Source organism: Natronosalvus caseinilyticus (assembly GCF_017357105.1).
Lineage (GTDB): Archaea > Halobacteriota > Halobacteria > Halobacteriales > Natrialbaceae > Natronosalvus > Natronosalvus caseinilyticus.
The window spans coordinates 2,299,546-2,322,509 of the sequence record NZ_CP071596.1 but is presented as its reverse complement, the minus strand read 5'-3'; the positions used below and the strand labels follow the sequence as shown (position 1 = coordinate 2,322,509).

The 22,964-nt window shown below is 62.8% G+C and carries 20 protein-coding genes; 9 read left to right on the top strand and 11 right to left on the bottom strand.

Annotated features, from left to right (window positions below; all coding sequences use genetic code 11):
- Positions 1-8: 8 nt before the first annotated feature.
- The 5 genes from J1N60_RS11205 to J1N60_RS11185 form a co-directional block, all read right to left on the bottom strand.
- Positions 9-1,007: a Gfo/Idh/MocA family protein gene (locus J1N60_RS11205; RefSeq protein ID WP_312907467.1), complete on the bottom strand. Its 999-nt coding sequence runs from the start codon at positions 1,005-1,007 to the stop codon at positions 9-11.
- Positions 1,004-1,966 (bottom strand): Gfo/Idh/MocA family protein, encoded by a 963-nt coding sequence (locus tag J1N60_RS11200; RefSeq protein WP_312907466.1) that lies wholly within the window; start codon positions 1,964-1,966, stop codon positions 1,004-1,006. Before J1N60_RS11200 ends, J1N60_RS11205 begins: the two co-directional genes overlap by 4 nt.
- 315 nt (positions 1,967-2,281) lie before the next feature.
- Positions 2,282-3,055, bottom strand: coding sequence for an AAC(3) family N-acetyltransferase (locus tag J1N60_RS11195; protein WP_312907464.1), 774 nt, complete (start codon positions 3,053-3,055; stop codon positions 2,282-2,284).
- Between the two features lie 440 nt (positions 3,056-3,495).
- Positions 3,496-4,248, bottom strand: coding sequence for a fumarylacetoacetate hydrolase family protein (locus J1N60_RS11190; protein WP_312907463.1), 753 nt, complete (start codon positions 4,246-4,248; stop codon positions 3,496-3,498).
- A gap of 155 nt (positions 4,249-4,403) precedes the next feature.
- Positions 4,404-5,876: an amidase gene (locus J1N60_RS11185; RefSeq protein ID WP_312907462.1), complete on the bottom strand. Its 1,473-nt coding sequence runs from the start codon at positions 5,874-5,876 to the stop codon at positions 4,404-4,406.
- Between the two features lie 104 nt (positions 5,877-5,980).
- Between J1N60_RS11185 and J1N60_RS11180 the strand changes: the two genes are divergently transcribed.
- The 5 genes from J1N60_RS11180 (at position 5,981) to J1N60_RS11160 (ending at position 10,925) form a co-directional block, all read left to right on the top strand.
- Positions 5,981-6,757: an HpcH/HpaI aldolase family protein gene (locus tag J1N60_RS11180; RefSeq protein WP_312907460.1), complete on the top strand. Its 777-nt coding sequence runs from the start codon at positions 5,981-5,983 to the stop codon at positions 6,755-6,757.
- Positions 6,758-7,045: 288 nt separating this feature from the next.
- The gene (locus tag J1N60_RS11175; protein WP_312907459.1) at positions 7,046-7,204 is read left to right on the top strand and encodes a hypothetical protein; all 159 of its coding nucleotides are present in this window, start codon (positions 7,046-7,048) and stop codon (positions 7,202-7,204) included.
- Entirely contained in the window at positions 7,201-8,268 is a 1,068-nt protein-coding gene (locus J1N60_RS11170; RefSeq protein ID WP_312907458.1) for a Gfo/Idh/MocA family protein, read from the top strand. Before J1N60_RS11175 ends, J1N60_RS11170 begins: the two co-directional genes overlap by 4 nt.
- A gap of 211 nt (positions 8,269-8,479) precedes the next feature.
- The gene (locus tag J1N60_RS11165; protein WP_312907456.1) at positions 8,480-9,769 is read left to right on the top strand and encodes a DegT/DnrJ/EryC1/StrS family aminotransferase; all 1,290 of its coding nucleotides are present in this window, start codon (positions 8,480-8,482) and stop codon (positions 9,767-9,769) included.
- A 109-nt stretch (positions 9,770-9,878) separates the two neighbouring features.
- Positions 9,879-10,925 carry an NAD-dependent epimerase/dehydratase family protein gene (locus J1N60_RS11160; protein ID WP_312907454.1) on the top strand — a complete coding sequence of 349 codons (1,047 nt, stop codon included), beginning with the start codon at positions 9,879-9,881 and terminating at the stop codon, positions 10,923-10,925.
- Positions 10,926-11,010: 85 nt separating this feature from the next.
- Here J1N60_RS11160 and J1N60_RS11155 read toward each other — a convergent pair whose 3' ends face one another.
- Complete coding sequence (locus J1N60_RS11155) at positions 11,011-12,459, bottom strand: hypothetical protein (protein ID WP_312907453.1); 1,449 nt, start codon at positions 12,457-12,459, stop codon at positions 11,011-11,013.
- Positions 12,460-12,757: 298 nt separating this feature from the next.
- Between J1N60_RS11155 and J1N60_RS11150 the strand changes: the two genes are divergently transcribed.
- From J1N60_RS11150 to J1N60_RS11135, 4 genes are all read left to right on the top strand, one after another.
- Positions 12,758-14,815, top strand: a complete 2,058-nt coding sequence (locus J1N60_RS11150) for a hypothetical protein (RefSeq protein WP_312907452.1) — start codon at positions 12,758-12,760, stop codon at positions 14,813-14,815.
- Between the two features lie 292 nt (positions 14,816-15,107).
- Complete coding sequence (locus J1N60_RS11145) at positions 15,108-15,869, top strand: IclR family transcriptional regulator (RefSeq protein ID WP_312907451.1); 762 nt, start codon at positions 15,108-15,110, stop codon at positions 15,867-15,869.
- A gap of 306 nt (positions 15,870-16,175) precedes the next feature.
- The gene (locus tag J1N60_RS11140) at positions 16,176-17,063 is read left to right on the top strand and encodes a GNAT family N-acetyltransferase (protein ID WP_312907450.1); all 888 of its coding nucleotides are present in this window, start codon (positions 16,176-16,178) and stop codon (positions 17,061-17,063) included.
- A 908-nt stretch (positions 17,064-17,971) separates the two neighbouring features.
- The gene (locus tag J1N60_RS11135) at positions 17,972-18,415 is read left to right on the top strand and encodes a universal stress protein (protein WP_312907449.1); all 444 of its coding nucleotides are present in this window, start codon (positions 17,972-17,974) and stop codon (positions 18,413-18,415) included.
- 73 nt (positions 18,416-18,488) lie between these two features.
- Here J1N60_RS11135 and J1N60_RS11130 read toward each other — a convergent pair whose 3' ends face one another.
- From J1N60_RS11130 to J1N60_RS11110, 5 genes are all read right to left on the bottom strand, one after another.
- Positions 18,489-18,842, bottom strand: a complete 354-nt coding sequence (locus J1N60_RS11130; RefSeq protein ID WP_312907448.1) for a hypothetical protein — start codon at positions 18,840-18,842, stop codon at positions 18,489-18,491.
- 175 nt (positions 18,843-19,017) lie between these two features.
- On the bottom strand, positions 19,018-19,485 hold the full coding sequence (locus J1N60_RS11125) for a metal-dependent transcriptional regulator (protein ID WP_312907446.1): 468 nt from the start codon (positions 19,483-19,485) through the stop codon (positions 19,018-19,020).
- Positions 19,486-19,736: 251 nt separating this feature from the next.
- Positions 19,737-20,555: an ABC transporter permease gene (locus J1N60_RS11120; RefSeq protein ID WP_312907445.1), complete on the bottom strand. Its 819-nt coding sequence runs from the start codon at positions 20,553-20,555 to the stop codon at positions 19,737-19,739.
- Positions 20,555-21,232: an ABC transporter ATP-binding protein gene (locus J1N60_RS11115; protein ID WP_312907443.1), complete on the bottom strand. Its 678-nt coding sequence runs from the start codon at positions 21,230-21,232 to the stop codon at positions 20,555-20,557. Before J1N60_RS11115 ends, J1N60_RS11120 begins: the two co-directional genes overlap by 1 nt.
- Positions 21,233-21,353: 121 nt before the next feature.
- Positions 21,354-22,862, bottom strand: a complete 1,509-nt coding sequence (locus J1N60_RS11110) for a chromate transporter (RefSeq protein ID WP_312907441.1) — start codon at positions 22,860-22,862, stop codon at positions 21,354-21,356.
- Positions 22,863-22,964 lie beyond the last annotated feature (102 nt).

Below are 22,964 nucleotides of genomic sequence, written 5' to 3'. Positions count from 1 at the left end.
TTCGGGGGTCAGTCGAACGCGACCTCGATCGGCTCGCCCGTCTCGGCTGATTCGTAGGCCGCTTCGACGACAGCGACGGCCAGCAGGCCCTCGTCCGGGGTAATCTCCGGCTCTCGATCTGCCCGAACGCTGCTCACGAAGTCCTCGATGAGGCCCGCGTTCGCGTTCGTGCCGTAGAACGCCGTGTGAACGCCCGCGTCCGAACCGGACTCGACGGTGTGGACGAGCGATTGATCTGTGTAGTCGAGGCCGACCGTGGCGTCGGTGCCGGTCAGTTCGAGGGTCGCGTCGCCCCACGTGTGCCAGGCGTCAGGCTTGCTCCACGACCCGTCGAGGAAGAACGGCGTTCCGTCCGCCAGCTCCATCGAGAGGACGTTGACGTCGTCGACCGGGATGTCGTGAAACCGCGTGTCGACCTCGGCGTACACCTCTGCGACTGCCTGGCCCGTGAGGTGATAGACGAGGTCGACGATGTGAACCGAGTGGTCCATCACGGCACCGCCGCCAGCGGCTTCGGGATCGACGAACCAGCCCCCGGGCATCTGCCCGCGGTTCGTTCCGGAGATGGCGAGGAGGTCACCGACCTCGCCGGCGTCGAGGGTCTCCTTCGCCCGCTGGGCCGGGCCGCAGAACCGAAGCGGCATGGTGATACCGGCGCGGATACCCGACTCTTGCCAGACGTCGACGATCACCCGTGCGTCCTCGAGAGTCGGTGCGAGCGGCTTCTCACAGAGGACGTGGACGCCGGTGGCGGCCGCCCGCTCGAACCACTCGCGGTGGGCGGCGTTTGGTGCACAGATCACCGCGGCGTCGATCTGCTCGAGGAGTGCGTCGGCGTCGGCGACGTACTCGGTGCCATGGCGTTCGGCCGTTTCCTGGCCGCGGTCTGAATCCCCGTCCGTAACGCCGACGAAGTCGACGTCCTCGCGGTCGGCGAGTTCACCGGCGTAAGCGTCCGTGTGGACGTGAGCGGTCGACAGGATACCCATCGCGATGGGGTCGCTCATTTCGCCACCTCCTCGGGTGCGACGGGGACACCGCGGTCGGCCGAGCGCTCGGCGGCGAGCGCGAGACGAAGCGCTTCGATCCCCTCCGAAGCGCCGACCTCGGGGTCCGAACCGTCGTCGAGACAGGAGACGAAGTGCTCGAGTTCCCGCCGATAGCCGTTCTTCGCGAGCGGGCTCTCGACGGTCACGTCGCCGTCGGTCCACTCGGCGTAGGCTGACTCCTCGGCACTCGAGAACTCGACCAGGCCGTCGTCGCCAGCGAATTCGAGCTCGACGGTAAACGGCCGCGAGTCGGGTTGGGCCCACGAGGACTCGACGTAGCCGACGGCACCGTTCTCGAAGCGAAGGGTGACGAACCCGTGTTCGGACTCGTCGTCGCGGTGGCGGCGGGCGAACACCCGCTCGACGTCGCCCCAGCACCACCGGAGGTAGTCGAGATCGTGGATCGCCAGGTCGACGAAGATGCCGCCGCTCTTCTCGCGGTCGGCGAACCAGTTATCAGAGCCCCAGTCCGGGAACGGCGAGAGTCGCCGAGCGCGAGCGACGCCCTCGTTTCCGACCTCGAGGTCGCGAGCGTGTCGGTAGTTCGGGAAGAAGCGGGCGACGTGGCCGAGCATGAACGTCAACTCGGCGTCGGCGACGATCTCGTCGATCTCGTGTGCCTCCGAGAGGGTGCTGGCGATCGGTTTCTCGAGGAAGACGTCGACGCCGGCGGCGGCGGCCGTCCGAACCAGTTCCACGTGGGTGTGTGTCGGGGTACAGATGTCGACGTAATCGGGGTTCGTCTCCTCGAGCATCGTCGCGACGTCCGTGAAAGTCTCAGCCTCGAAGCCGAACTCCGCGACGAACTCGTCGGGGCCGCTCGGCGAGGCGACACCGACGATCTCGACGTCCATCTGGGCGTACTCCGCCGCGTGGGTTCGAGCCATGAATCCCGCCCCCGCGATACAAGCTCTCATACTGAGCACTGACACGCCAGAGCACTAATAAGCGTTTCGTGGGACGAGTCGAAGCGGGGGCGAACCGGGGAGCGATACACCGGTCCGAGTGAACTCGGTGGCTGGGCCGACCCGTTTCGCGACTGTCGAAAGAGGTACGCGGAACTGTCGTCTACGCATCGTCTTCGCTCGAGGTAGCCGACGGTCGAGAGCCCGAAGCCGCAACGGCGACCCGCGATCGCCGTTTCGAATGACGAAACAGAGCCTTGGTGTGTGTTCACACAGATATCCGGCGAACGTGACCCCAGCTTCCAGGGGGGACTGGTGACGTCCCAGTCACTGCCAGTCAGCGATGCGGCGGCGCGCGTACGCACACCGTTCACAGTCGGGAACGTCACAGAGGAGGAGCCCCGGCTGCTTATCGAGTACCTCCACCACCAGCGAGAGGAGCCTCGGCCCGTCGACGAGGCGCGCGGTTGCGTCGCCCACGCGTCCCTCCCGCTCGAGGCCCAGCCGGGTCGCGATACTCCCGACGACGCCGAATCCGCGGGAGCAATGCACCTGGTTCACCTCGACGGTTTCCGCCGATCCGTCCGCCCCTCGCATCGTCGTCTCGGCGAGTTGATCGCGGTAAGGCAGGTTGGCCAGTCGCTCGGCAACGTGGAGCGCCGAATTCGTCGTGTGGTCGACGCCGAGGAGGAGTATCTGCCCGTCTCTCTCGTCGATAAGCCGGTGGATCGGACTGCCAGGACCGATCGAATTTCGCAGTTCGTGGTCGGCGACCAGCGACTCGGCGCCCGGCCCGATCGCGGCGACGGACTTCGTCGGATGCGCGCTCCGGACTGCTTCCGGGTGATTCCTGCACGCCTCGGTGATCGCTCCGACAGTCGAGGGGGACATCTCTGGATCGTACGCCCGATCGTACCTGGTGAACGTCGGCATCAGTACGGTCCCATCGCCTACGGTATCACAGAGTGCGTCGACGACCGTTCGTGCGCCACCGTCGACCCAGCCCAGACTGCTCAGGGAACTGTGAACGATCACGCTGTCGCCGGCCTCGAGTCCGAGGCCACGGAATCCACCACGAAGTTCCTCCCGGGTGAGACTCATACTCCGTTTCTCTCCGGATTCGGGCATAACTGTTGCGACCGATCGATAGTCACTGGACAGCACAGACGGAGTTGTTTTGCTATTCGAAACGGCCGTGGCCATCGGCTCGAGGACGCGTCGTCTACCTGCGTGAACCGCCCATTGTCGCAGACTGTGGGTCTATCGCTCCATCCAAGTAAAGACAGATCACTCGAGACCACTCCCCTACGATTACACGCCTATGCCTGTAATGTTCTGGTGGCGAGGATCGATTGTCCCTCCTGTAGAACGCGAACGCATCACGCCAACGAGTCACAGGGGGTTTGGTGTTCTCAAACGCCCAATTCGGCCAAATACGTGTATAGACGGCCGAATACCGGATCCTCGAGCAATGACGAGTGCCACGTTACCAAGAAACACGTTTTGTGATTCGAAACGTAACTCGACCGCTGCGCTTCGAGTCACCCGCGATCGATTCGAACTGCGTGCTCGAGCGTTCCGATCCCCTCGATTTCGATTTCGACCCAGTCGCCGTCGGAAAGCTGTGCGACACCGGTGGCGCTTCCCGTCGCGATTACGTCGCCTGGTTCGAGCGTGAGATACGACGTGATCTCCTCGATCACTGCCGCCTCCGAGAACACGCAGTTCGATCGGTTCGTCCGTTGTTTCACCTCACCGTCGACACGCAGTTCCATGGTTGCATCGTCCGGTACGTCCTCCGGCTTCGCGAGGACGGGACCGATCGGCGTGGCGTCGTCGATTGCCTTCGCGCGAACGAGGTTCGCCGGATCGTAGCGGCTTTCCGGCGGCGAGAGGTCCGTAATCTCGTTGAGACACGTGAACCCGGCGATGACGTCCATCGCCTCGTCGCGAGAGACGTTTCGACACTGCTCGCCGATGACGACCCCCAGTTCCAGCTCGAAACAGTACTCGCCTTCGCCCTCGAACGTCGAGACGCCACCGTGACCGACCAACGTGTTCGGCGGCTTGACGAACAACAGTAGATCTCCCGGCGTCCTGGGCGATTCGTCGTCCTTCTCGAGGACGTTCGATTCGTAGTTCGGCCCGACACCGATCACCTTTGTCGGTTCCGTCGGCGGGAGTATTTCGACTTCGGTGGGGTCGTAGCTTCGGGTGTCCGTTTCGATCCCCTCTGCCGTCCAGTTGCCGGTCGCGACTCGCCCGGCAGCGTCGATGAATCTCGTCTTTCGCATCACCTCGGTCGAGACTCGAGAGAGCGATAAAGGTACTGGAACGGGGGACGATTGGTCGCGGCTCGCAGGTTCGATTCGTCTCCGTTTCCGCCCGGCGGTCGCCTCCTTCCCTCCTGCTCGACGGTGACTCACGCCCCATCAACGACCGTGCCCGATCAAATCGTTGGCAACGGAACCCGTACCCGTCGATCGTCGATCCGTTCGAACGCGGCGCTCGCCGCGAGGACGGTATCGTCGCGAAAGCGTCGGCCGGCAATCTGGAGGCCGACCGGGAGCCCCCCGTCGGTGAGGCCGGCCGGAACCGACGCCGCCGGGTGACCGGTGAAGTTGAAGGGCAGCGTCAGGTGCCACCCGCCTGAGGGGATCGGTTCGCCGTCGATAGAGCGGGGGCCATCGGTCGTCTTGTCGAACGCCGGGACGCCGACCGTCGGCGAGAGCAACAGGTCGTACTCCGCGAAGACGTCCTGGAGCCCATCGAGGACGTCCGTCCGGGCAACGTCGACGAGTTTGTAGTCGATCGCCGGATACTCCCGCCCACGTTCGATCGTGTCGATACTGTACTGGGACAGTGCGTCCCGATGGTCCTCGTAGAGATCGATCCCGTGTTCGCGCTTTACGTGGATATTGTGAAGCGCGTGGCCAACGGCCGACCACCCGGTGTACATCGTCTCCAGAATCTCCTCGTGAGAGCGTCCGTAGTCGACGTCGACCCGCTCGGTCGTGACGTCGGTGGCCGCTTCGAGCGCGTCGACGGCGTCGTCGACGACGGCGCGCACCTCGTTCGCGACTGGAAAGACACCGAGGTCGGGACTGTATCCGATCCGGAGGTCGCCGATCGCCTCGGTCACCGGGTCGGTTACCGCGTCGACGTACGCCGTTCCGTCGTCGGGGAGGCTGAACGGATCCCGCGGATGCGGCCCGGCCAGTACGGACAGCATCAGGGCAGCGTCCTCAGCGGTCCGAGTGATCGGTCCGGCACAACACGTGGGCGAGTGATGGGAGAAGGCGTCCGGCCGACTCGCGATCGGAACGCGGCCGTAGGACGGTTTCAACCCGAAGACGCCACAGAACGAGGCTGGAATGCGAACCGAACCGCCTGCGTCAGTTCCGTGGGCCAGCGGGACCAGTCCGTCGGCGACCGCCGCGGCGCTCCCGCCCGAGGAGCCGCCGGCGGTCCGCTCGAGGTCGAACGGCGTGGGCGTCGGACCGCGAAGCCGGTTGTCCGTCGTTCCGCTGCGCCCGAATTCGGGCGTATTGGTCTTGCCGATCACGATCGCACCGGCGGCCTGCAACCGTTCGGCGACGATCGAGTCTTCGCTCGGAACGTTGTCTTCGAACACGCGCGACCCGTACGTCGTCCGAACGCCGGCGACGTCGTAGAGGTCCTTGATCGCGACGGGGACGCCGTGGAGTGGACCGAGCGGGTCCCCATCGTCGATCGATCGCTGGGCGGCTCGCGCCTGCTCCCGGGCACGGTCGTCACAGACGGTGAGGAACGCGTTGATCGTGTCGTTTCGTTCGTCGATTCGCTCGAGGTGGGCCTCGACGACGTCGATTGGCGACAGGTCGCCTCGTCGAATCGAATCCGCGAGGTCGGTCGCCGAGCGACTACAGAGATCAGCTGTCATCGATACCTCGAGCCACGAATCCCGGTACGATAAGCGCTTGCGTTCGTGGGCGTGGCGACGGCCGAAGAAACACTTACTACGGTGGTTCGTCTCGTAACGGGTGGATGGATCATACGAACAGCATACGCCAGGAAATCGAATCAGGGGGCGTCGTTCTCGGCGCGGAAACTGCGACGTTCTCGCCGTCGGTCGTCGAAGTCTACGGCGACGTCGGCCTCGACTTCGTGTGGCTCGACTTCGAGCACGCGGGTCCGAGCCCGTACGATAGCACCGTTCTCGAGAACCTCACCCGTGCGGCTGAGCTCGCGGGGATCGAACTGCTCGTCAGACTGCCGACCGGCGAGCCGCCGTTGATCCGGAAGGTCCTCGACGCTGGCGTCAGGTCGATTCTGATCCCGCGCGTCGAGACCGCGGCAGAGGTACGGACAGCAGTCGAGGCAACCCGGTATCGGTACGAGGGCGGCGTCGGCGACCGCGGCGTCGGCAACAGTCGAAACAGTACCTGGGGGAACTCCGAACCGAATCAGGTCGAACTCGAGGACGACTCCGTGGCGATCGGCGTCATGATCGAAAACGAGACGGCGATCGAGAACCTCGAGTCGATCCTTGCCGTTCCGGAACTCGACTTCGTCTTCGTCGGTCCCGCGGACCTCTCGGTCTCCCTCGGCGGGTCGTGGCTCGATCCGCCGCCCGAACTCGACGAGCGGGTCGATTACGTGGTCGAGACCGCGGCGGACGCGGGGATGCCGGTTGGCGGAGTTGCGACGTCCGTCTCGTCCGCACAAGCGGCGGTCGACCGCGGCTATCAGGTGCTCCTCGTCGGCGGCGAGCTCAGTTCGGCGCGGAGCGTCCTCGGGGAGAAACTGGCGAGTCTCCGTTGAGGTCGCGGTCTCGACAGAGAACACGTCTTCTGTCGCCGATTATGTAGAAATACGCCGGTTATCGCATCGTCGACTCCATAGAAACAGGCTCGTTATCGCATCGGCGAATCGAGACGAGAGCCAACGACGATTTTCGAATAGCCCCCTCCGGCGATGGCCGATCTCGATGTGGAATTTACGCACCCACAAATTACATTATACTGAGGTCCATAGCGGAAGGCGGAGAACAATGCAGCCCAGTCGCCCATCTCAATCAGGAGCAGATTCGCCGTGACGTTCGACGTCTTCATGAACGAATACTGCGCGCCCGAACACGACTTCGATGGTACGGACCGTGACGAGCAGGCCGATCCAGTCACAGCGCCCTCTGCGCTCGTCTCGAGGACGGTTACGTTCGGGACGCTCGAGACGCCCGACACTCCAATCCTACCGGAGGGACGCCGGTGACCGATCGAACGATCGGCTACGCCGGCCTCGACCACCATCACGCGGAACCGTACCTCGAGACGCTCGAGACGCTCCCCGCGAGCGTTACGTGCGCCTGTGAACCGGATCCGGACTTCGACGCGTCCACCATTGCCCCCCTCGACGACGTTCCCGTATACGACGATCTCGAGCAGTTACTGAGTTCGGAATCGCCGGACGCGATCTTCCTGACGCTCCCGAACAGGGACACTCCCGGAGCGATCGAACAGGCCCTCGACGCGGGTGTCGACGTCTTCACGGAAAAGCCGGCAGCCCGAACCGCCCACGAACTCGAGCCGCTACTCTCGCGCGTCGATGTAGCCGACGAGACCGTCTGTGTCTCCTATCCCTGGCAATCACACCCGATCACGACGGAACTCGTGGCCCTCGTCGAGGAGGGATTCTTCGGCGACATGCGAGCGTTCGACGTTCGATACGTCGCCTCCCAGCTGTCGTTCCGGGACACCGACCACTTCATCTTCGACGAGGACGCGAGTCGCGGTGGCATCCTCCAGTGGCTCGGCATCCACTGGCTTCAGTTACTCACCGTGCTCCTGGAGGAACCGATCGCCCGCGTCAACGCGTGCATGGTCGACGGATCCGCGGCGGTCGAGGTCGAGGACGCGGCGACGTTGCAACTCGAGACGGCCGACGGCGTGCTCGGGACGCTCCACTGCGGTTACTACCTCGGCGAGGACCTCTACGACACGAAAATCGACCTCTACGGGACTCACGGTCGGAGCAGCTGGGATCCGATGGGGCGGGAGTTCGGGTTCGACGAGGAGACGACGCTCGAACTCGACGACGCGAGCGGCGAGTGGGCGTGTACGCCTCACCGGACGATCACCCACGAGTACGACCCGGCACCGGGCTACGGTGGGTCGTGGGGCAAGGAGTTCGTCGAGGCGTTCTTCGAGGCCTGCGACGGCAAGCGCGACCCGCCGGTCACGCTCCAGGACGCCGCCGCGGTCCTCCGGGTTCTCGACGCCGCCTACGAATCCGCGGAGAACGGCGAGTGGGTCGAGGTCGAAAACGCCGGTCACTGAGAGACACTGGTAACTGAGAGCCGTTCGTTCGCTCGAAGCGTTCGAACCGGACCCGGACTCACGAAACCGCTGCTCGAGTGGTAGCGATCGCTGGTGCCCCGAAACGCGACTGCTGGTGTCGAGTGCAGCGACCGTCATCTATATTGTGATCAAAATCACTAGTCACGTGTACCCACATGACGTATCCAACTGAGCGGAGGACGACGAACCGATGAGTGGTGTCCTCGCGATAAACGGCGGTCCCGAAGCGGTCACCGTCAACGACGACGACGTGTTCTCGTGGCCGATCATTACGGACGAAGACGAAGCAGCCGCCCTCGACGTCCTCCGGCGAGGAGCGATGTCCGGTACCGAGGTTACGAAACAGTTCGAAGCGGAGTTCGCGGACTGGCAGGGCCAGGAGTTCGGCCTCGGCCACAGTTCCGGAACGGCGTCGCTTCTGGGGGCGATGTACGGCGTCGGTGTCGGCGTCGGCGACGAAGTCATCGGCCCCAGCGTCACCTACTGGGCGGCCATATTGCCGTGTATGGCGCTGGGCGCGACACCGGTGTTCGCGGATATCGAGCCCGATACCCTGTGTATCGACCCCGAAAGCGTCGAAGAGCGCATCAGCGAACACACGAAAGCCATCGTCGTCGTCCACAACTACGGGCATCCAGCCGACATGGATCCGATCGTGGAGATCGCCCGCGAACACGACGTCGCGGTCATCGAGGACGTCTCCCACGCTCACGGCGGGGAGTACAGGGGCCGCAGGCTGGGGAGCATCGGCGACGTCGGCGCCATGTCGCTGATGAGTCGGAAGTCCTTCGCCGTGGGCGAAGCCGGAATGCTCGTCACCGACGACCGAGAGATCTACGAACGGGCGGTCGCGTTCAGCCACTACTCGCGACACTCCGACACTCTCGAGCGAGAGGACCTGGTTCGATTCTCCGGCCTCCCGTTCGGCGGTCACAAACACCGGATGCACCAGATCAGCGCGGCCGTCGGACGCGTCCAGCTGGAACACTACGACGAACGCATGGGGGAGATCCAGGACGCGATGAACTACTTCTGGGACCTGCTGGAGGACGTCCCAGGTATCCGCGCCCACCGACCCGACGACGAGGGGAGCAACGCCGGCGGTTGGTACGCACCGAAGGGACTGTACGATCCCGAGGAACTGGGCGGGTTACCGGTCGCCGACTTCGCCGACGCGGTCGCAGCCGAGGGATCCGTCTGCCGCGGTGGGTGTAATTTCGCGCTTCACACGCATCCCCTCCTCAACGAGGCCGACGTCTACGGACACGGGAAACCGACTCGCCTCGCACACGCCCACCGCGACGTCCGCGAAGAAGAAGGCGACCTCCCCGTCGCCGAGGGAATTCAGGAGCGCTGTTTCGCCGTGCCGTGGTTCAAACAGAACCGACCGGCAGTAATCGAGCAACACGCGGACGCCTACCGCAAGGTCGCGGAGAACTACGAAGAGTTGTTAGAAACGGTTTCCCAGGCTGACGACTGATCGGTGGCGGATCCGATCGAATTTGCCGACGCACATCGATCAGACAGGCCGTCGGTACCTTTATATCGAATTGTCGTTTCCATTCGAAGGTAACCCACGATACCCAGCTATGAGCGAAGGAAATACACGCCCCGCTGCAGTCTCGACCGAAGCACAGCTAGAAGACCTCCTCTCTGAACCCTACCCCGAGGACGTCGAATTCGCCCGACAACTCGAGGGCGATATCATGGTTCTCGGTGCGGGCGGAAAGATGGGGCCGACGCTCATCAGGCGGATCCTGCGTGCGAACGAGGAAGCTGACGCCGACACGACCGTGTACGCCGTCTCGCGGTATTCCGACGGCTCCCTCGAGGAGAGACTCCAGTCGTGGGGCGCCGAGACGATCCGGGCGGACCTCCTCGAGGAGGGCGCGCTCGAGTCGCTGCCGAACTGCGAGAACGTCATCTATCTGGTGGGCATGAAGTTCGGTACGACCGGCCAGGAGCCCAAAACCTGGGCGATCAACGCCTACCTCCCCGGCCGCGTCGCGAGCCGGTTCGCGGATTCGCGGATCACCGCGCTCTCGACGGGCAACGTCTACCCGCCGGTACCGGTCGACTCCGGCGGCTCGGTCGAGACGGACGTGACGGGGCCGGTGGGCGAGTACGCCCAGTCGTGTCTGGGACGCGAACGCGTCTTCCAGCACTTCTCGAAGGAAAATGGGACGCCCACGTGTCTCCTCCGGCTCAATTACGCCGTCGAGTTGCGCTACGGCGTGTTGCTCGACCTCGCGAAGCGAGTGTACGCCGAAGATCCGGTTCCGCTCGAGATGGGCCACGTCAACGTAATCTGGCAGGGTGACGCCAACTCCGTCTGCTTCCGTTCGCTGGACCTGGCGGATTCACCGGCCGACATTCTGAACGTCACCGGGCCGAACGTCCTCTCGGTGCGCGACCTCGCCCAACAGTTCGCCGACGAATTCGGCTGCGACGTGACGTTCCAGGGCGAGGAGAAGGAGACGGCGTTACTCAACGACGCGAGTCGGAGCCACGAGCTATTCGAAGAACCGAGAATGGCGGTCGACGACGTCGTCGAACTCGTCGCCTCGTGGGTCGAACAGGACGGTCCTACCCTCGGCAAACCCACGAAGTTCCACGTCCGGGACGGCGAATTCTGAGAGGGGCCGCTGACAGGGAGGCGATTCCTTCTCCTGGCCGCATCGATGTTCGAATCCCAGTTCGACCCGACTCGAGAGCCCGTACCTACTCGTACATCGACTCGATTTCCCACGCCTCGAGCGGCGTGAACCGCGACGGATCGAGTTCGAAACGCCGGCCGAACGGCGCGTCGATTACGCTTCCGAATTGCATGTGACCGTCCGCGACGTCGAGCGCGGCGAATCCATCCTCGTGACGCTCGTAGAGGTCGCCGTGGGCCTCGAGGAGCGTCTCCTGGAGGTCCTCGGGGAGAAAGCTCAGGCCGCGATAGTAGTGGTGGCCGTTGCGTTCGATGTGATCCAGTCCGAGCGTCCCCATCACCGCCAGGTCGTGGAGCAATTCGACCGGACCGATCGTGGTGAGGTCCTCCCCGCTCATGACGTAGTCGCCATCCGTCTCGCGGCGGCGTTTCTCGATGAGACAGGCGTTGACGACGCCCTTGAAGACGCCCTTGCAGTTCTTGTGGCTCGTGCCGGCGTAGCCACACTCGAGGGCGCGTCCGGCACTGTCCAGCCGATCGTCGGACTCGTCGATGATGATCGGCGGACTGTCACTCCACTCGGAGAGGACCTCGCGCGTCTCGTCGGTGAGCGCCTGCTCGCGTGGGAGCGGCTGTTCGACGTAGGCCACGTGATCGAAGACGGCGGCGAGGGCCGGATCGTCGGCGTGGCGTTCCCACTGCTCTTTGAAGACGCGGACGCTATCGTACTGCTCGTTCGCGTCGAGCGTGCAGAGATACGTGTCGTGTGCCCCCTCCTCGAGAACCGCACCGATTTGGGCGAGTCGGTCTGCGTCGCGCGCTTCGTCCGCCGAGAGTTTGATCTTGAAGTGGGATATTCCGTCGCGCTCGACGTACTCCTCGAGGGCCTGCGGGAGTCCGTCCTCGAGCCGGTTCGTCGCATCGATTTCGTCCCGCCGGAGCGGATCCGCCAGTCCGACCGTGTGGCGAACGGCCGCTTCTCGAGTCGGGTTCTCGGGCAGGTACGTGGTGAGCGATTCCCCCTCGAGTTCGGGGTAGATTCGTCCGGGGTCGACCCCGAAGGCGCCGTTGCGGATTCCGTCCGCGAAGGTGATGTCCTGATGGCGACAGAAGGCGTCGACGAGTGCCTGCTCGACCATGCTCACGCCGTAGCCCCAGAGCAGCGGCGGGTGTTCGGTGTCGGCGGCCCACTGACGCTGGCGCTCGTAGAGGTCGTGCCAGAGGTCGAAGACGGTCGGTGCGGGCTCGAGGTCACGGGCGTGGTCACAGGCAGCGGTGAACACCTCGAGCAGGCGCTCGTTCTGTTCGACCAGCGAGAGGTCGGGATCCTTGAGAAACCACATTGGGGCGATTCCGACCATCGAGACGCCCGTCACCCGCTCGCCGTCGACCGCGATCTCGATATCGAGAAAGTGGTGGGCTCCCTCGGTCGCGACGACGTTGCCGAAGTGAAACGGCATTCGGGTGTCGTTGTTGCGCACGTACTGGTCGGCACGGACGACTTCAATTTCCATACCGGGAGCAGTGCCAGGAGAGACATAAGTGTGCGTGATTGGGGCCAACGAGGCGGTCGGGCGGCATGGTCGGGAAACGGGGCGTGTGGTCAAGCGCTCTCGATTGAGACGACGTGCCCGCGGCTGAGTCTCGAGATCAGACGACTGACGTCGTCAGTCACGAGAGAGGAACTGGGCGCTCAACATCGGCCATGTGACCGTTCTCCTGAGCGTGGATTGGATTGAACGTTCACAGACTGTTGTCAATCAATTTAAGTTAAATTTAATTACCACAGTGCGGTGGTTGTCATTGGCTACCATGACTGATGCTAGCGAACGGGGAGAGACAGACGTATCCGACCGTGACGGCACGGTTGGCAGTACATTGAGTCGACGAGCGGCGATGAGCGCACTGGGGTTGGCCGGCCTCGGATTGGTGAGTGGCCAGGTCGGTGCGCAGGAGCGAAGCAAACAGCCGTGGACCCGCTGGGAAGGCGACGTAAACGCCGATGGCCACGATTTGCTCGCTCTGGGCGGACTCGAGATGGCGGCGACGTCAGAACGGATCTCGGATTTTGCCGGGCAGAACCTCAGCGTCGACGAGGGCGTGTTGAACGCCGACAGTACACTGGTTGACGTGATCGACATCGACGACTACGGTGCAGATCCGACGGGTGAGGAACCGTCGGACGACGCACTCGACGCGGCGATCGACGATCTGAGCGACGGCGACACCCTGGTGATGACCGACGGGGAGTACTGGTTCGACGGCGAACACGAGATCTTCGAGGACTACGTGACGGTTCTCGGCACGGGATCGAAACTGCGGGTCACCGGCGTCGGGTACGGGGCGTACGCGCACTTCATCTCGTTCGGTAACTGGACTGCCGTCAGCGACTTCGGCGGCGATACGGTCAACGCGACTGACGTCAGCGAAGGCGATCAGCGGATCGAAGTCGAGGACGTCTCGCCGTTCAGCGTCGGCGACGACGTCACGATCTCGGAGTCGAAGTACAACAACTCGCCGACGCTTTCCTGGGGCGGCACCGCCGGGCGTGGCACCTGCCCAACGAGGGCCGTCATCCGCGAAATCGACGGGTCGACGCTCTATCTCGACCGCGGCCTGAACTACGACCACGGCGCGGGTAACGCCGGCGTGTTCCTGCTGGACTCGGTCGTCGGTGGCCGGTTCGTCGACATGCACCTGACCGACGGCGGCGGCGAGGACGAGACCGAGGGCTTCCTGATGAGCGCCTACGCACGCGACTGCAAGTTCATCAACTGCACTGCCGAGAACTACGTCGGGTTCCCGTTCGTCGACATCCACTCGCTCCGAACGGTGATGGTCGACTGCGAGGCGACGAAACCGGTCCTCCCTGAGGGTCGAGCGTCTTCCCACTGGGAACCCTTCCAATTTCGCGGCAGTACGGACCCGACGGTCGTGCGCCCGTCGATCGACACCTGCCGGCGCGGGATCGACATCAACGCCGGGTCGAACGTGGTCAGAATCTTCGACCCGCGGATCAGGAACGCGTACCTCCACGGCATCTGCTTTCACTCGAACGCCACGCAGCAGGTCTACGGCGCCTACGAGGTCTACGGCGGCCGGATCGAAGGCGCCGAGGAGATACTCCACGACAAGTACCACGCCGGATACGGACTCTCGCTGTCGCCCAACCAGAGTCACGTGAAGGCGTTCGGAACGACCGTCGTCGGTCGCCCCGCCGCCGTCAATACCCCGTACGGCCAGGCATCGAACCTCACACTCGAGGGATGCGAACTCGAGACGTTTGCCGGGACTGGCGCGAACGTCGTAAACGGCAATCTTCGAAACTCGAAGTTCGAATCTGTCTCCATCGTCGGTCGCGGCGGGAACGACGACGTTGCCCTCAATCTCGCCGGAGCGGAGAACGTCTCCGTTTCCGGGGATGTCTCAGGAAGCTTCACGGACGACGTGGTCTACGTCGGAGACGCCGAGAACGTGACCCTCGAGGTCGACGTCCTGAACAACGATACCGCCGCCAGCGACGTGACGATCGAACGCTCACGGAACGTATCGGTGACCGGTACGCTGCACGGGAGCGGCCGGTCCGTCGCCACGAGCGGCGACGTCTCCGACGTCCGCGTCGTCGACGTCGACGCGAAGGCAGACGCGCCTCCCATCGGCCACCACGGTGCCGACGGCACCGTCTCCAACCTGTGGGTGACGGCCTGTAACACCGTCGGCGGTGCCAACACAGACATCGACTTCGCCAACGAACTGGAGGCGGAGGTCGAGGGTCTGTGGATCCAGAACAACGTCTGTGGCGACGTGTCATTCCACGGGAGCGCGAGTGACGAAGACAAGTTCGTGACTGGGAATCTGACCGGCCAGTAGCCGATCTAATCTCTCCATCACCTCTCCAGCCGGTGAGCGGACGAATCCGCGACCAGCTTTCCCTCCTCGAGCCGGTCGTGGACAGTCCGTCGTACCTGAAACGCCAGTCGAAATACGTCCCGCCGATTCGAGGCCGATACGGACTCCGACTGGACCGATGGTCGTCCCGTGACATAACGTAATACTGGATCTATGGAGTGCATATCGAGGGCAAACGCGCTCCAGTAGATGTCATTTGAGTGTGTTTAGCAGAGCCAAACATTTATCTTTCACATGCGCCCATTAGCCAGGTATGGCCGAAGCAAAGAATCCGGTTCAGGCGGTCCAGCGCTCCCTCGAGATCGTGGATATGCTCCGGGACACCGGTGGGGCCCGCGTCACGGAGGTCGCCAGGGAGATCGGCGTCTCGAAGGGGACTGCCCACTGCCACCTGGCGACCCTCGAAGAAGGTGGGTACGTCGTCAACGAGAGTGGCGAGTACAAACTGGGATTGCGGTTCATCGACCTCGCCCACTACGCGAAGAACCGCATCGACATCTACGACATCGCGACGACGGAGGTCGACACACTCGCCGAAGAGTCCGGAGAGATGGCGCTATTCACCGTCGAAGAAGACGGCGAAGGAATATGTCTGTACACGGCCCAGGGCGCAAATGCCGTCCAGACCGAGATCTACGTCGGGTATCGAAACGCCCTCTACCACACCGCTGTCGGGAAGGCGATGCTCGCGTTCATGCCAGCGAACGAGCGCGACCGGCTCATCCAGGACATGGAGTTCGACGCCTTCACCCCGAACACGATCACCGACGAGGAGGCGTTACGCACGGAACTCGAGACGATTCGTGAGAGCGGAATCGCGTACAACCACGGCGAGACGATCCAGGGGCTCGTCGGCGTCGGCGCGCCGATCCGCGACCAGGACGGGACGATCTACGGCGCGATCAGCATCATCGGTCCGGTGCGCCGGATGGACGAGGAACGCCTCGAGACGGAAATACCGGAGATGATTCGGCGGGCAGTCAACATCATCGAGATCAACATTACCTCGCTGTGAACGCGTTTCCGTCTCCGTGAACGCCGTCGGCGAAGGGACACGCCGGCATCAGGGACACTCGAAACGGAACTCCGTACGTCTCGGACGGGCCCCGTGCTGATTCGTCGAAACGGGGCCGTACTAGGTCGAAACAGACGAGACGTCGTTCGGGAGACGGTCGGACGCGACTGGAGCACGTGCCCGTCGTCTGGATATCCCCGAGAGCGTTGCAATTGGGCGGCACAGGCTCTCCTCTTGCCCAAAATCAGGGTCTCTCCACCCCAACCGCCAGAACTATGTTCGTTCTGGAACATCCATTCCCATCGAATGCTCGAGATACGACCACTCACGGCCGACGACCTCGACGACGCGCTGGCCCTCTCGACGCAGGCCGGCTGGAACCAGCTACCCGCCGACTGGGAGCGGCTGCTCACCTGCTGTCCAGCGGGCTGTTTCGCCGGCACCGTCGACGGCGAACTCGTCGCGACGACGACCGTGATCACCTACGGTGCTGACGGCGACGGAGCGGACGTCAGCTGGATCGGGATGGTGCTCGTCGACGAAGCCCACAGGGGACAGGGGTTTGGTAGTCGAATCTTCGAACACGGACTCGAGTACGCACGCGAGAACGGGGGCGACCTCGTCGGCCTCGACGCGACACACCTCGGAGAACCGATCTACCGAAACGACGGGTTCGAGCGCGTCGAACCCGTGTTCCGCTGGCAGGGTACCCTTCTCCGGCCAGAAGACGTAGCGGACGACCAGGAACCGGGACACGGTAAGGAGACCATCGAACGCCTCACCCCTCCGGACGTCGACGCCGTCCTCGAGTTCGATCGCCGCCACGTCGGTGTCGACCGGAGCACGCTACTCGAGGAACTGTTCGCCGAGTCCGAGGTTCGCGGGTTCTACTCGCGAACGTCGTCCGGGGTCGAGGGCTACGCAATCGTTCGACCGGGGAGAACGCACTGGCAGATCGGGCCGCTCGTGGCGATCGAGCCATCCGTGATCGATCACCTGCTCCGGGCCGTTTCGGCCGACCTCGCTGGTGAGGCGGTGATCGTCGATTCACCGGAACGAGGTCCAACCACGACCTCCCTCGAGACGTTCGGGCTCTCCCGCGAGCGAGAACTCGTGCGGATGACGTATCCGGACCGCGAACCGGCGCTGGCCGCCGAATCGGTCCACGGATTTCTCGATTTCGCGTTCGGCTGATTCGATTCCGCTTCGTCTCACGAAATGGGCTGTTAGCGGTCTCATAGCGTCTCGTCCACAATTGATATCGAGTGGCCGTTTGGACAGGAAAGCCACGGCCGTTACGAACTCGGTCGAGTGGTTCTCGCCCCTGGTTCTCGAGGCGCGACGAGCGACCGAACCGCGAATCACAGTCACGAGCGTGTAAGTATCTGCGTCACGATCAGAAGCTTTCGTCAAAAATTGTCAGCTTTGAGTTTGGTTTGGTCGTCGTCATCCTTAGTAGTGTATATAATACACACTATAATTCCAGATACGCTCTCGACTTCCTCCCCACTCGATAGGAAAGCATACAACGCGAAACTCGACGACACAAGGTTCGTTTGGAGCGTAGTCGACGGACCGTTGACCGCCCAGCTCTGTTCTAATGAGAGCAGGGAATTGTCGTAGCCGACAACCAGGAATACGCTTCAGAAGGAACGTATTGCTCGATCGACCGACTCAGGAACTCCGTTCTGGGTCGCTGTCGCATCATCAAAGTCGACGACACGAGGAAACCGGTTCGCCCCAGTTATATTGTGAGATTAGACCAATACTAATCTCTGCGGATAGTGGTAGAAAAGCATTAATACCGGCTCGAGACGGCTTCGTCGACCTCACCACACAACTCGTTCTACTGAGACACACGATAGCAATGCTCTCGTGCGTGCACGACAGATTAACATCCTCTCCGCGATAAAGGGCGAGGATTCCACAAAGCGGATATGCGGGTTGCGCGCTTCCTCGAGATTCACGTACGCTTTCGCGTGACCCGTCGAAGGCCACCACCGAGATCCGTTTGCAGCGATTGAAATGCCCCTCACGCTCGAGCGAGTGGCGGAACGTGTCTTTTTCACTGCAGGGCGTGTCAATCGATACAGAGACCGACAATGTACGACGAGATCCTCATTCCGACAGACGGGAGCGCCACTATCGATCAGACACTCGAGCACGCCCTTCCGATCGCTGCCGACAACGATGCGAGGGTCCACGCGCTGTCGGTCATCGACACGCGGATCGTCCAAGCAGCAACGGGCGAGACGCGCGAGGAAATCAAGGTCCAACTCGAACGCGAGAGTGAAGCGGCCGTCGCCGACGTCACCGACCGAGCGTCGGAGGCCGGACTCGAGGGAGTCGAGGCGGTCGAGCGCGGCACACCAGCCAAAACGATCCTCGAGTACGCCGAGACTCACGACGTCGATCTGATCGTCATCGGCACTCACGGGAAGAGTCCTCGAGAGAAACGGATTACGATGGGGAGCGTCTCCGAACGGGTCGTCGACAAGTCCCCGATTCCGGTGTTCGTCGTCCGTAGCGCCGATGGGGTCGTATAGACCGGCGGATTTCTATAGCCCAACGAGTTTTGCTGTACCTCGTTTGAGAGAGTGACCTGACCAGCAGGCCGCGTCAGTACTCGTTTTGCACCTTGTCCATCTTACACTGGACACAGAGGTCGTCAGCGAAGCAGGCGATATTATCGTAGGGACAGTCGTAATCTTCGACGGTTACGGAGAGGCTCCGCTTCGCGTGTTCCCACTCGGCCGCCCAGTCTTCGATGCGCGTATCGACCGAGGTGAACACGACCTCGTCGTCGCGGTCGATGATTTTCGCTGCAGTGACGTCGTGTTGATTTTCCTTCACCACCGCTATCGCGTCATAATAGGACGCACACCGAACCTCTTCAATTCCGTCAGTATCGTCCAACAATCGAACTCTGATGGAACCATCGTATTCCTCAGTCGGGTCCAGCCCACCTGGCATAGTGGTACTCATGGGACGACACGATAAAAGGCCCCACCCCCGCCCGTTTCTACGGCGAATCGATTTCGGGAAAGGGCCTCGGGAGCGACTCGAGTTCCGCCCTCGACGCTCGTCTCTTGCAGTATCCGACGAGAACAGGTGGGTAGCGATTCACGGCCTTCTGCGGGCTATCGGGCTATCCGAACGTTCTAACGAGGCACGTCCCGTCGTCGGCCAGACGACGACACGTTCGTTCGCTGGTCCGGTCGATACGCTCCTCGAGGCGGACGAGTCCTCGCCTCGGGAGTTCGTACCCGATACGGTAGGCGGTCTCGTCGTCGATGGCGTACGAGAGCGTACGGTCGAAGAAGGTGGCGACGACGCACTGACGCCACGCCAGCGCTTCCGCGTGTGCCGTTCCGCAGTCGGTCAGTTCGAACCCGGCGTAAGGTTCCGTCTCGAGAAGTGCGGCGTCGGCGAGTACGTCGACCATCTCGGTGACGCTGGCCGGCGCGACCGACAGCCGTTCGGCGAGTTCGCCGACTTGCACGCGACGGGTTCCGCGACCTGAGAGCCAGTAGCCGCCGAGGAGGTACCAGCCGGAGGTGGCGGTGAGCACGTTCGTCGAATCCGGATCTGAGCGCTCGCGCCTCGAGTCGCCCAATGGTACCCTCGATCGTTCACGGCTCGAGCCTGCTGTGGTGTCCGTCGACCACTACTCGCGCGTTGAGCCGGGAAATTCCTCGTCCGAATACGTTCGTATCTCGTATTCTGGTTCCGTTGAAATCCTTCAGCCCTGACAAGAACTGCGTGCTGAATACAGGGCGCGAATGCAGCACGAACCGAGGATGATCAATACAAATTGTGAACGGTCAGTACAGGAGAGCGATAACGACCGACGTCTGCGGCAGAGGTTTAGCTGCTCGAGTCCGTCTCGACGTGGCGCAACTGTTCGGCGTCGGTGAAGACGTACTTCCCGATCAACAGACTGCTAGTCATACTCGTCAACCCGCCGGCGGCGAAGATCATCGCCATGATGACGAACTGATAGAGCGCCGCGTAGATCGGATTCTCGCCCGCGAGGATCATCCCGGCCATGATTCCTGGGATCCAGACCCAGCCCAGGCTCTTCAGCGAGTCGATCACCGGGATGAGCGACGCCTGGACCCCTGTCTCGACGTGCCGTGAGATGACGGCCGTCGGCGGTGCTCCAAGTGCCAGTCCTGCTTCGATCTCCGCCCGGTTCGATGCAATTTCACTCTTGAAACGATCCAGTGCGAGCGAGTTGATCTGCATCGCGTTCGCGATGATCATACTTCCGACGGGGACGAGGTTCCGAACCGTCGCCTCGATCGCGCCAGCGAGCGTCATCGTGACGATCACGAGGCCCGATCCGAACACGATCGCAAAAAACGACACCCGCACGACGCCCGGCAACCCTTCGCCGCGGTTCTTCGAGATCCACGTCGCCCCGATCATCATCCCCAGCAGGATGACGCCGCTCCAGACGAAGTCCACCGTCAATAACACGCCGACGATCGATCCCATCGCGACGATCTGGATCAACCCCCGGACGAGGGCGACGGCGAGTTCGCGCTCGAGCGTCAGCCCTCGAAGATGGGAGAGTCCTACCACGAGCGCGGCGAGGACGGCCGCGACAGCGACCTGTGCGAGCCCCGTGAGGAGAACGGGATCGGCGAATTGTTCGAGGAACTCCTCGAGTACGGCGTCCATCAGGCCAACACCTCTTCAACCGGACCGACGCGGTCGACGCGACCGTTCCGAAGGACCAGCACGAGGTCACCGATTCGTCGCGCCTGATCCTCGTCGTGGGTAACCATTACGACGGTGAGATCGAGCTCACGGATGAGGTCGACGAGAAGTGCCTCCACGCGCTCTTCCGCTGCCGAATCGAGGTGGGAGGTCGGTTCGTCGAGCAGGAGGACATCGGGTTTGTTCAGCAGGGTACGAGCGATCGCGACGCGCTGTTTCTCGCCGCCCGAGAGCTCTTCGACGTCACGGTCCTCGTAGCCGGTGAGTCCAAGGCGTTCGAGCAATTCCGCGAGGTGCGTCTCGTCGATCGACTCGTCCCGGAGGAGCGGGCCACGAGCGACGTTGTCGAAAACGGTTCCGGGGACGAGCGCGGGATCCTGCGGAACGAGCCCGACGCGTCTGCGGAGACCTCTCGGGGGCAGATCCCGGTAATCCTCGCCATCGAGGAGCACCGTCCCCTCGGTCGGCTCGTCGAGACGGTTGAGCAGTCTGAGAAACGACGATTTCCCTGCGCCCGACGGGCCGACGACGACGAGCACGGTCGATTCGGGGACCGACACTGAGACGTCTTCGAGAAGGCGGTCGCCGTCGACGACCCGTCCGAGAGTTCGCGTCTCGAGTTTTGGAGTCGGCGTCATTGTTGATACAGACTCTGGCTCGCTCGAGCGGGAAGTGAGGATCGATCGGTTACACGCGGAGAGGGAGACCGATCGTACGAGCGCAGACGAGAAATCGCGTGAGTTCGGGTGAGATGTCTGATCATGCGAGCAACACGAGATGGTAAAACAGCCCAGCGGCCATCGCTATGGCGAGTGTTCGGAGCATTCCCTGCTTGAACCGGAAGATCAGCGCGAACGAGCCGGCTACAATTACCAGTGCGGCAACGTCGAGCGTCTCGAAGAAGGGAACGAGAAGGTCCATCCCGTACCCGTCGTATGTCCAGTGGTCCTCGAAGAGGACGTGCAGGCCGAACCAGACGGCGAGATTGAGAATGATACCGACGACGGCGGCGGTGATCCCCGAAAGGGCTGCCGTCAGCGATTCTTTTCCGCGGAGATACTCGATGTACGGCGCCCCGAGGAAGATGAAGAGGAAACAGGGAACGAACGTCACCCAGGTGACGACGATCGAACCCAGGATACCGGCGACGAGCGGATCGAGCATTCCCGGATTTCTGTACGCACCCATGAAGCCGACGAACTGGACGACCTGCACGAGCGGGCCGGGCGTCGTCTCGGCCATTCCCAGGCCGTCGATCATCTCGCCCGCCTCAAGCCAGCCGTAGGTTGCAACGGCTTCCTGAGCGATATAGGCGAGAACGGCGTACGCGCCACCGAAGGTGACGACCGCTACCTGGCTGAAGAAAATACCCTCCTGAGTAAATATGTGGCCGGCACCGAGAACGAGGTAGAGGCTCAATAGCGGGCCGAACCAGAGCGCTCCCCAGAAGGCGGCGACACGAGCGGCCCGCCACGTCGACGGTCGTTCGTGGTCTGCGATGAGTTCGTCCGAGATGACGGCCTCGGTCTCGCTCTCGTCGCTCGCGATTGGCTCGCCTCGATCGTCCAGGATCGATTCGTCCTCGCTTTCGCGGGCGTTTACCCCGTCTTCGTCACCTTCATCGGAACCGTGTCCCGTAATGACGGTGAACACCTCTGGGGCATATCGATGGCCGAAGAAGCCGACGAGCCCCGCGGTGAGAATAATTATCGGAAACAGGATATCGAAGACGAAGATACCGATGAACGCCCCCGCGGCGATGGCGACCATGGCCGCGTTTGCCAGCGCTCGAGAACCAATTCTGATCAGGGCCTCGACGACGATTGCGAGGACGGCAGCCTGCAGGCCGAAGAAGATCGCCTCGACGGACGTCACCTCCCTGAACTCCGCGTAGAGGATGCTGAGTGCGAGGATCGAGACGAATCCGGGGAGGATAAACAGCGTCCCGGCGACGATCCCGCCTTTCGTTTTGTGCAACAGCCAGCCGATGTACGTCGCGAGTTGTTGAGCTTCCGGTCCTGGTAGCAACATCGTGTAGTTCATCGCATGGAGAAATCGACGTTCGCTAATCCAGCGCTTCTGTGAGACGAGCAGTTTGTGCATCACGCCGATCTGTCCGGCGGGACCACCGAAGCTGTAGGCAGCGACCTGCACCCAAATCCAGAACGCCTCGCGGAACGAAACGTCGTGATCCGGGCCCGAGGCGACGTTCCCGGTCGAAGGTGTCGTGTCGGTCGATTCGTTCGAGTGGGCCGAATCGTCTGTCATTGACTACTGATCGATTTCGGACCGGATTATAGGTTCGAGTCCTCCGTTCAACAGTCGGTTCGGCAGTCGACAGCCGCTTCGAGCTATCAAAGCGAAGGGTGG

Bases quoted from the DNA above. Each gene is read 5' to 3' on its own strand.
- J1N60_RS11205 (WP_312907467.1), bottom strand. From the start codon at position 1,007: ATGAGCGACCCCATCGCGATGGGTATCCTGTCGACCGCTCACGTCCAC.
- J1N60_RS11200 (WP_312907466.1), bottom strand. From the start codon at position 1,966: ATGAGAGCTTGTATCGCGGGGGCGGGATTCATGGCTCGAACCCACGCG.
- J1N60_RS11195 (WP_312907464.1), bottom strand. From the start codon at position 3,055: ATGAGTCTCACCCGGGAGGAACTTCGTGGTGGATTCCGTGGCCTCGGA.
- J1N60_RS11190 (WP_312907463.1), bottom strand. From the start codon at position 4,248: ATGCGAAAGACGAGATTCATCGACGCTGCCGGGCGAGTCGCGACCGGC.
- J1N60_RS11185 (WP_312907462.1), bottom strand. From the start codon at position 5,876: ATGACAGCTGATCTCTGTAGTCGCTCGGCGACCGACCTCGCGGATTCG.
- J1N60_RS11180 (WP_312907460.1), top strand. From the start codon at position 5,981: ATGGATCATACGAACAGCATACGCCAGGAAATCGAATCAGGGGGCGTC.
- J1N60_RS11175 (WP_312907459.1), top strand. From the start codon at position 7,046: ATGAACGAATACTGCGCGCCCGAACACGACTTCGATGGTACGGACCGT.
- J1N60_RS11165 (WP_312907456.1), top strand. From the start codon at position 8,480: ATGAGTGGTGTCCTCGCGATAAACGGCGGTCCCGAAGCGGTCACCGTC.
- J1N60_RS11160 (WP_312907454.1), top strand. From the start codon at position 9,879: ATGAGCGAAGGAAATACACGCCCCGCTGCAGTCTCGACCGAAGCACAG.
- J1N60_RS11155 (WP_312907453.1), bottom strand. From the start codon at position 12,459: ATGGAAATTGAAGTCGTCCGTGCCGACCAGTACGTGCGCAACAACGAC.
- J1N60_RS11150 (WP_312907452.1), top strand. From the start codon at position 12,758: ATGACTGATGCTAGCGAACGGGGAGAGACAGACGTATCCGACCGTGAC.
- J1N60_RS11145 (WP_312907451.1), top strand. From the start codon at position 15,108: ATGGCCGAAGCAAAGAATCCGGTTCAGGCGGTCCAGCGCTCCCTCGAG.
- J1N60_RS11140 (WP_312907450.1), top strand. From the start codon at position 16,176: ATGCTCGAGATACGACCACTCACGGCCGACGACCTCGACGACGCGCTG.
- J1N60_RS11135 (WP_312907449.1), top strand. From the start codon at position 17,972: ATGTACGACGAGATCCTCATTCCGACAGACGGGAGCGCCACTATCGAT.
- J1N60_RS11130 (WP_312907448.1), bottom strand. From the start codon at position 18,842: ATGCCAGGTGGGCTGGACCCGACTGAGGAATACGATGGTTCCATCAGA.
- J1N60_RS11120 (WP_312907445.1), bottom strand. From the start codon at position 20,555: ATGGACGCCGTACTCGAGGAGTTCCTCGAACAATTCGCCGATCCCGTT.
- J1N60_RS11115 (WP_312907443.1), bottom strand. From the start codon at position 21,232: ATGACGCCGACTCCAAAACTCGAGACGCGAACTCTCGGACGGGTCGTC.
- J1N60_RS11110 (WP_312907441.1), bottom strand. From the start codon at position 22,862: ATGACAGACGATTCGGCCCACTCGAACGAATCGACCGACACGACACCT.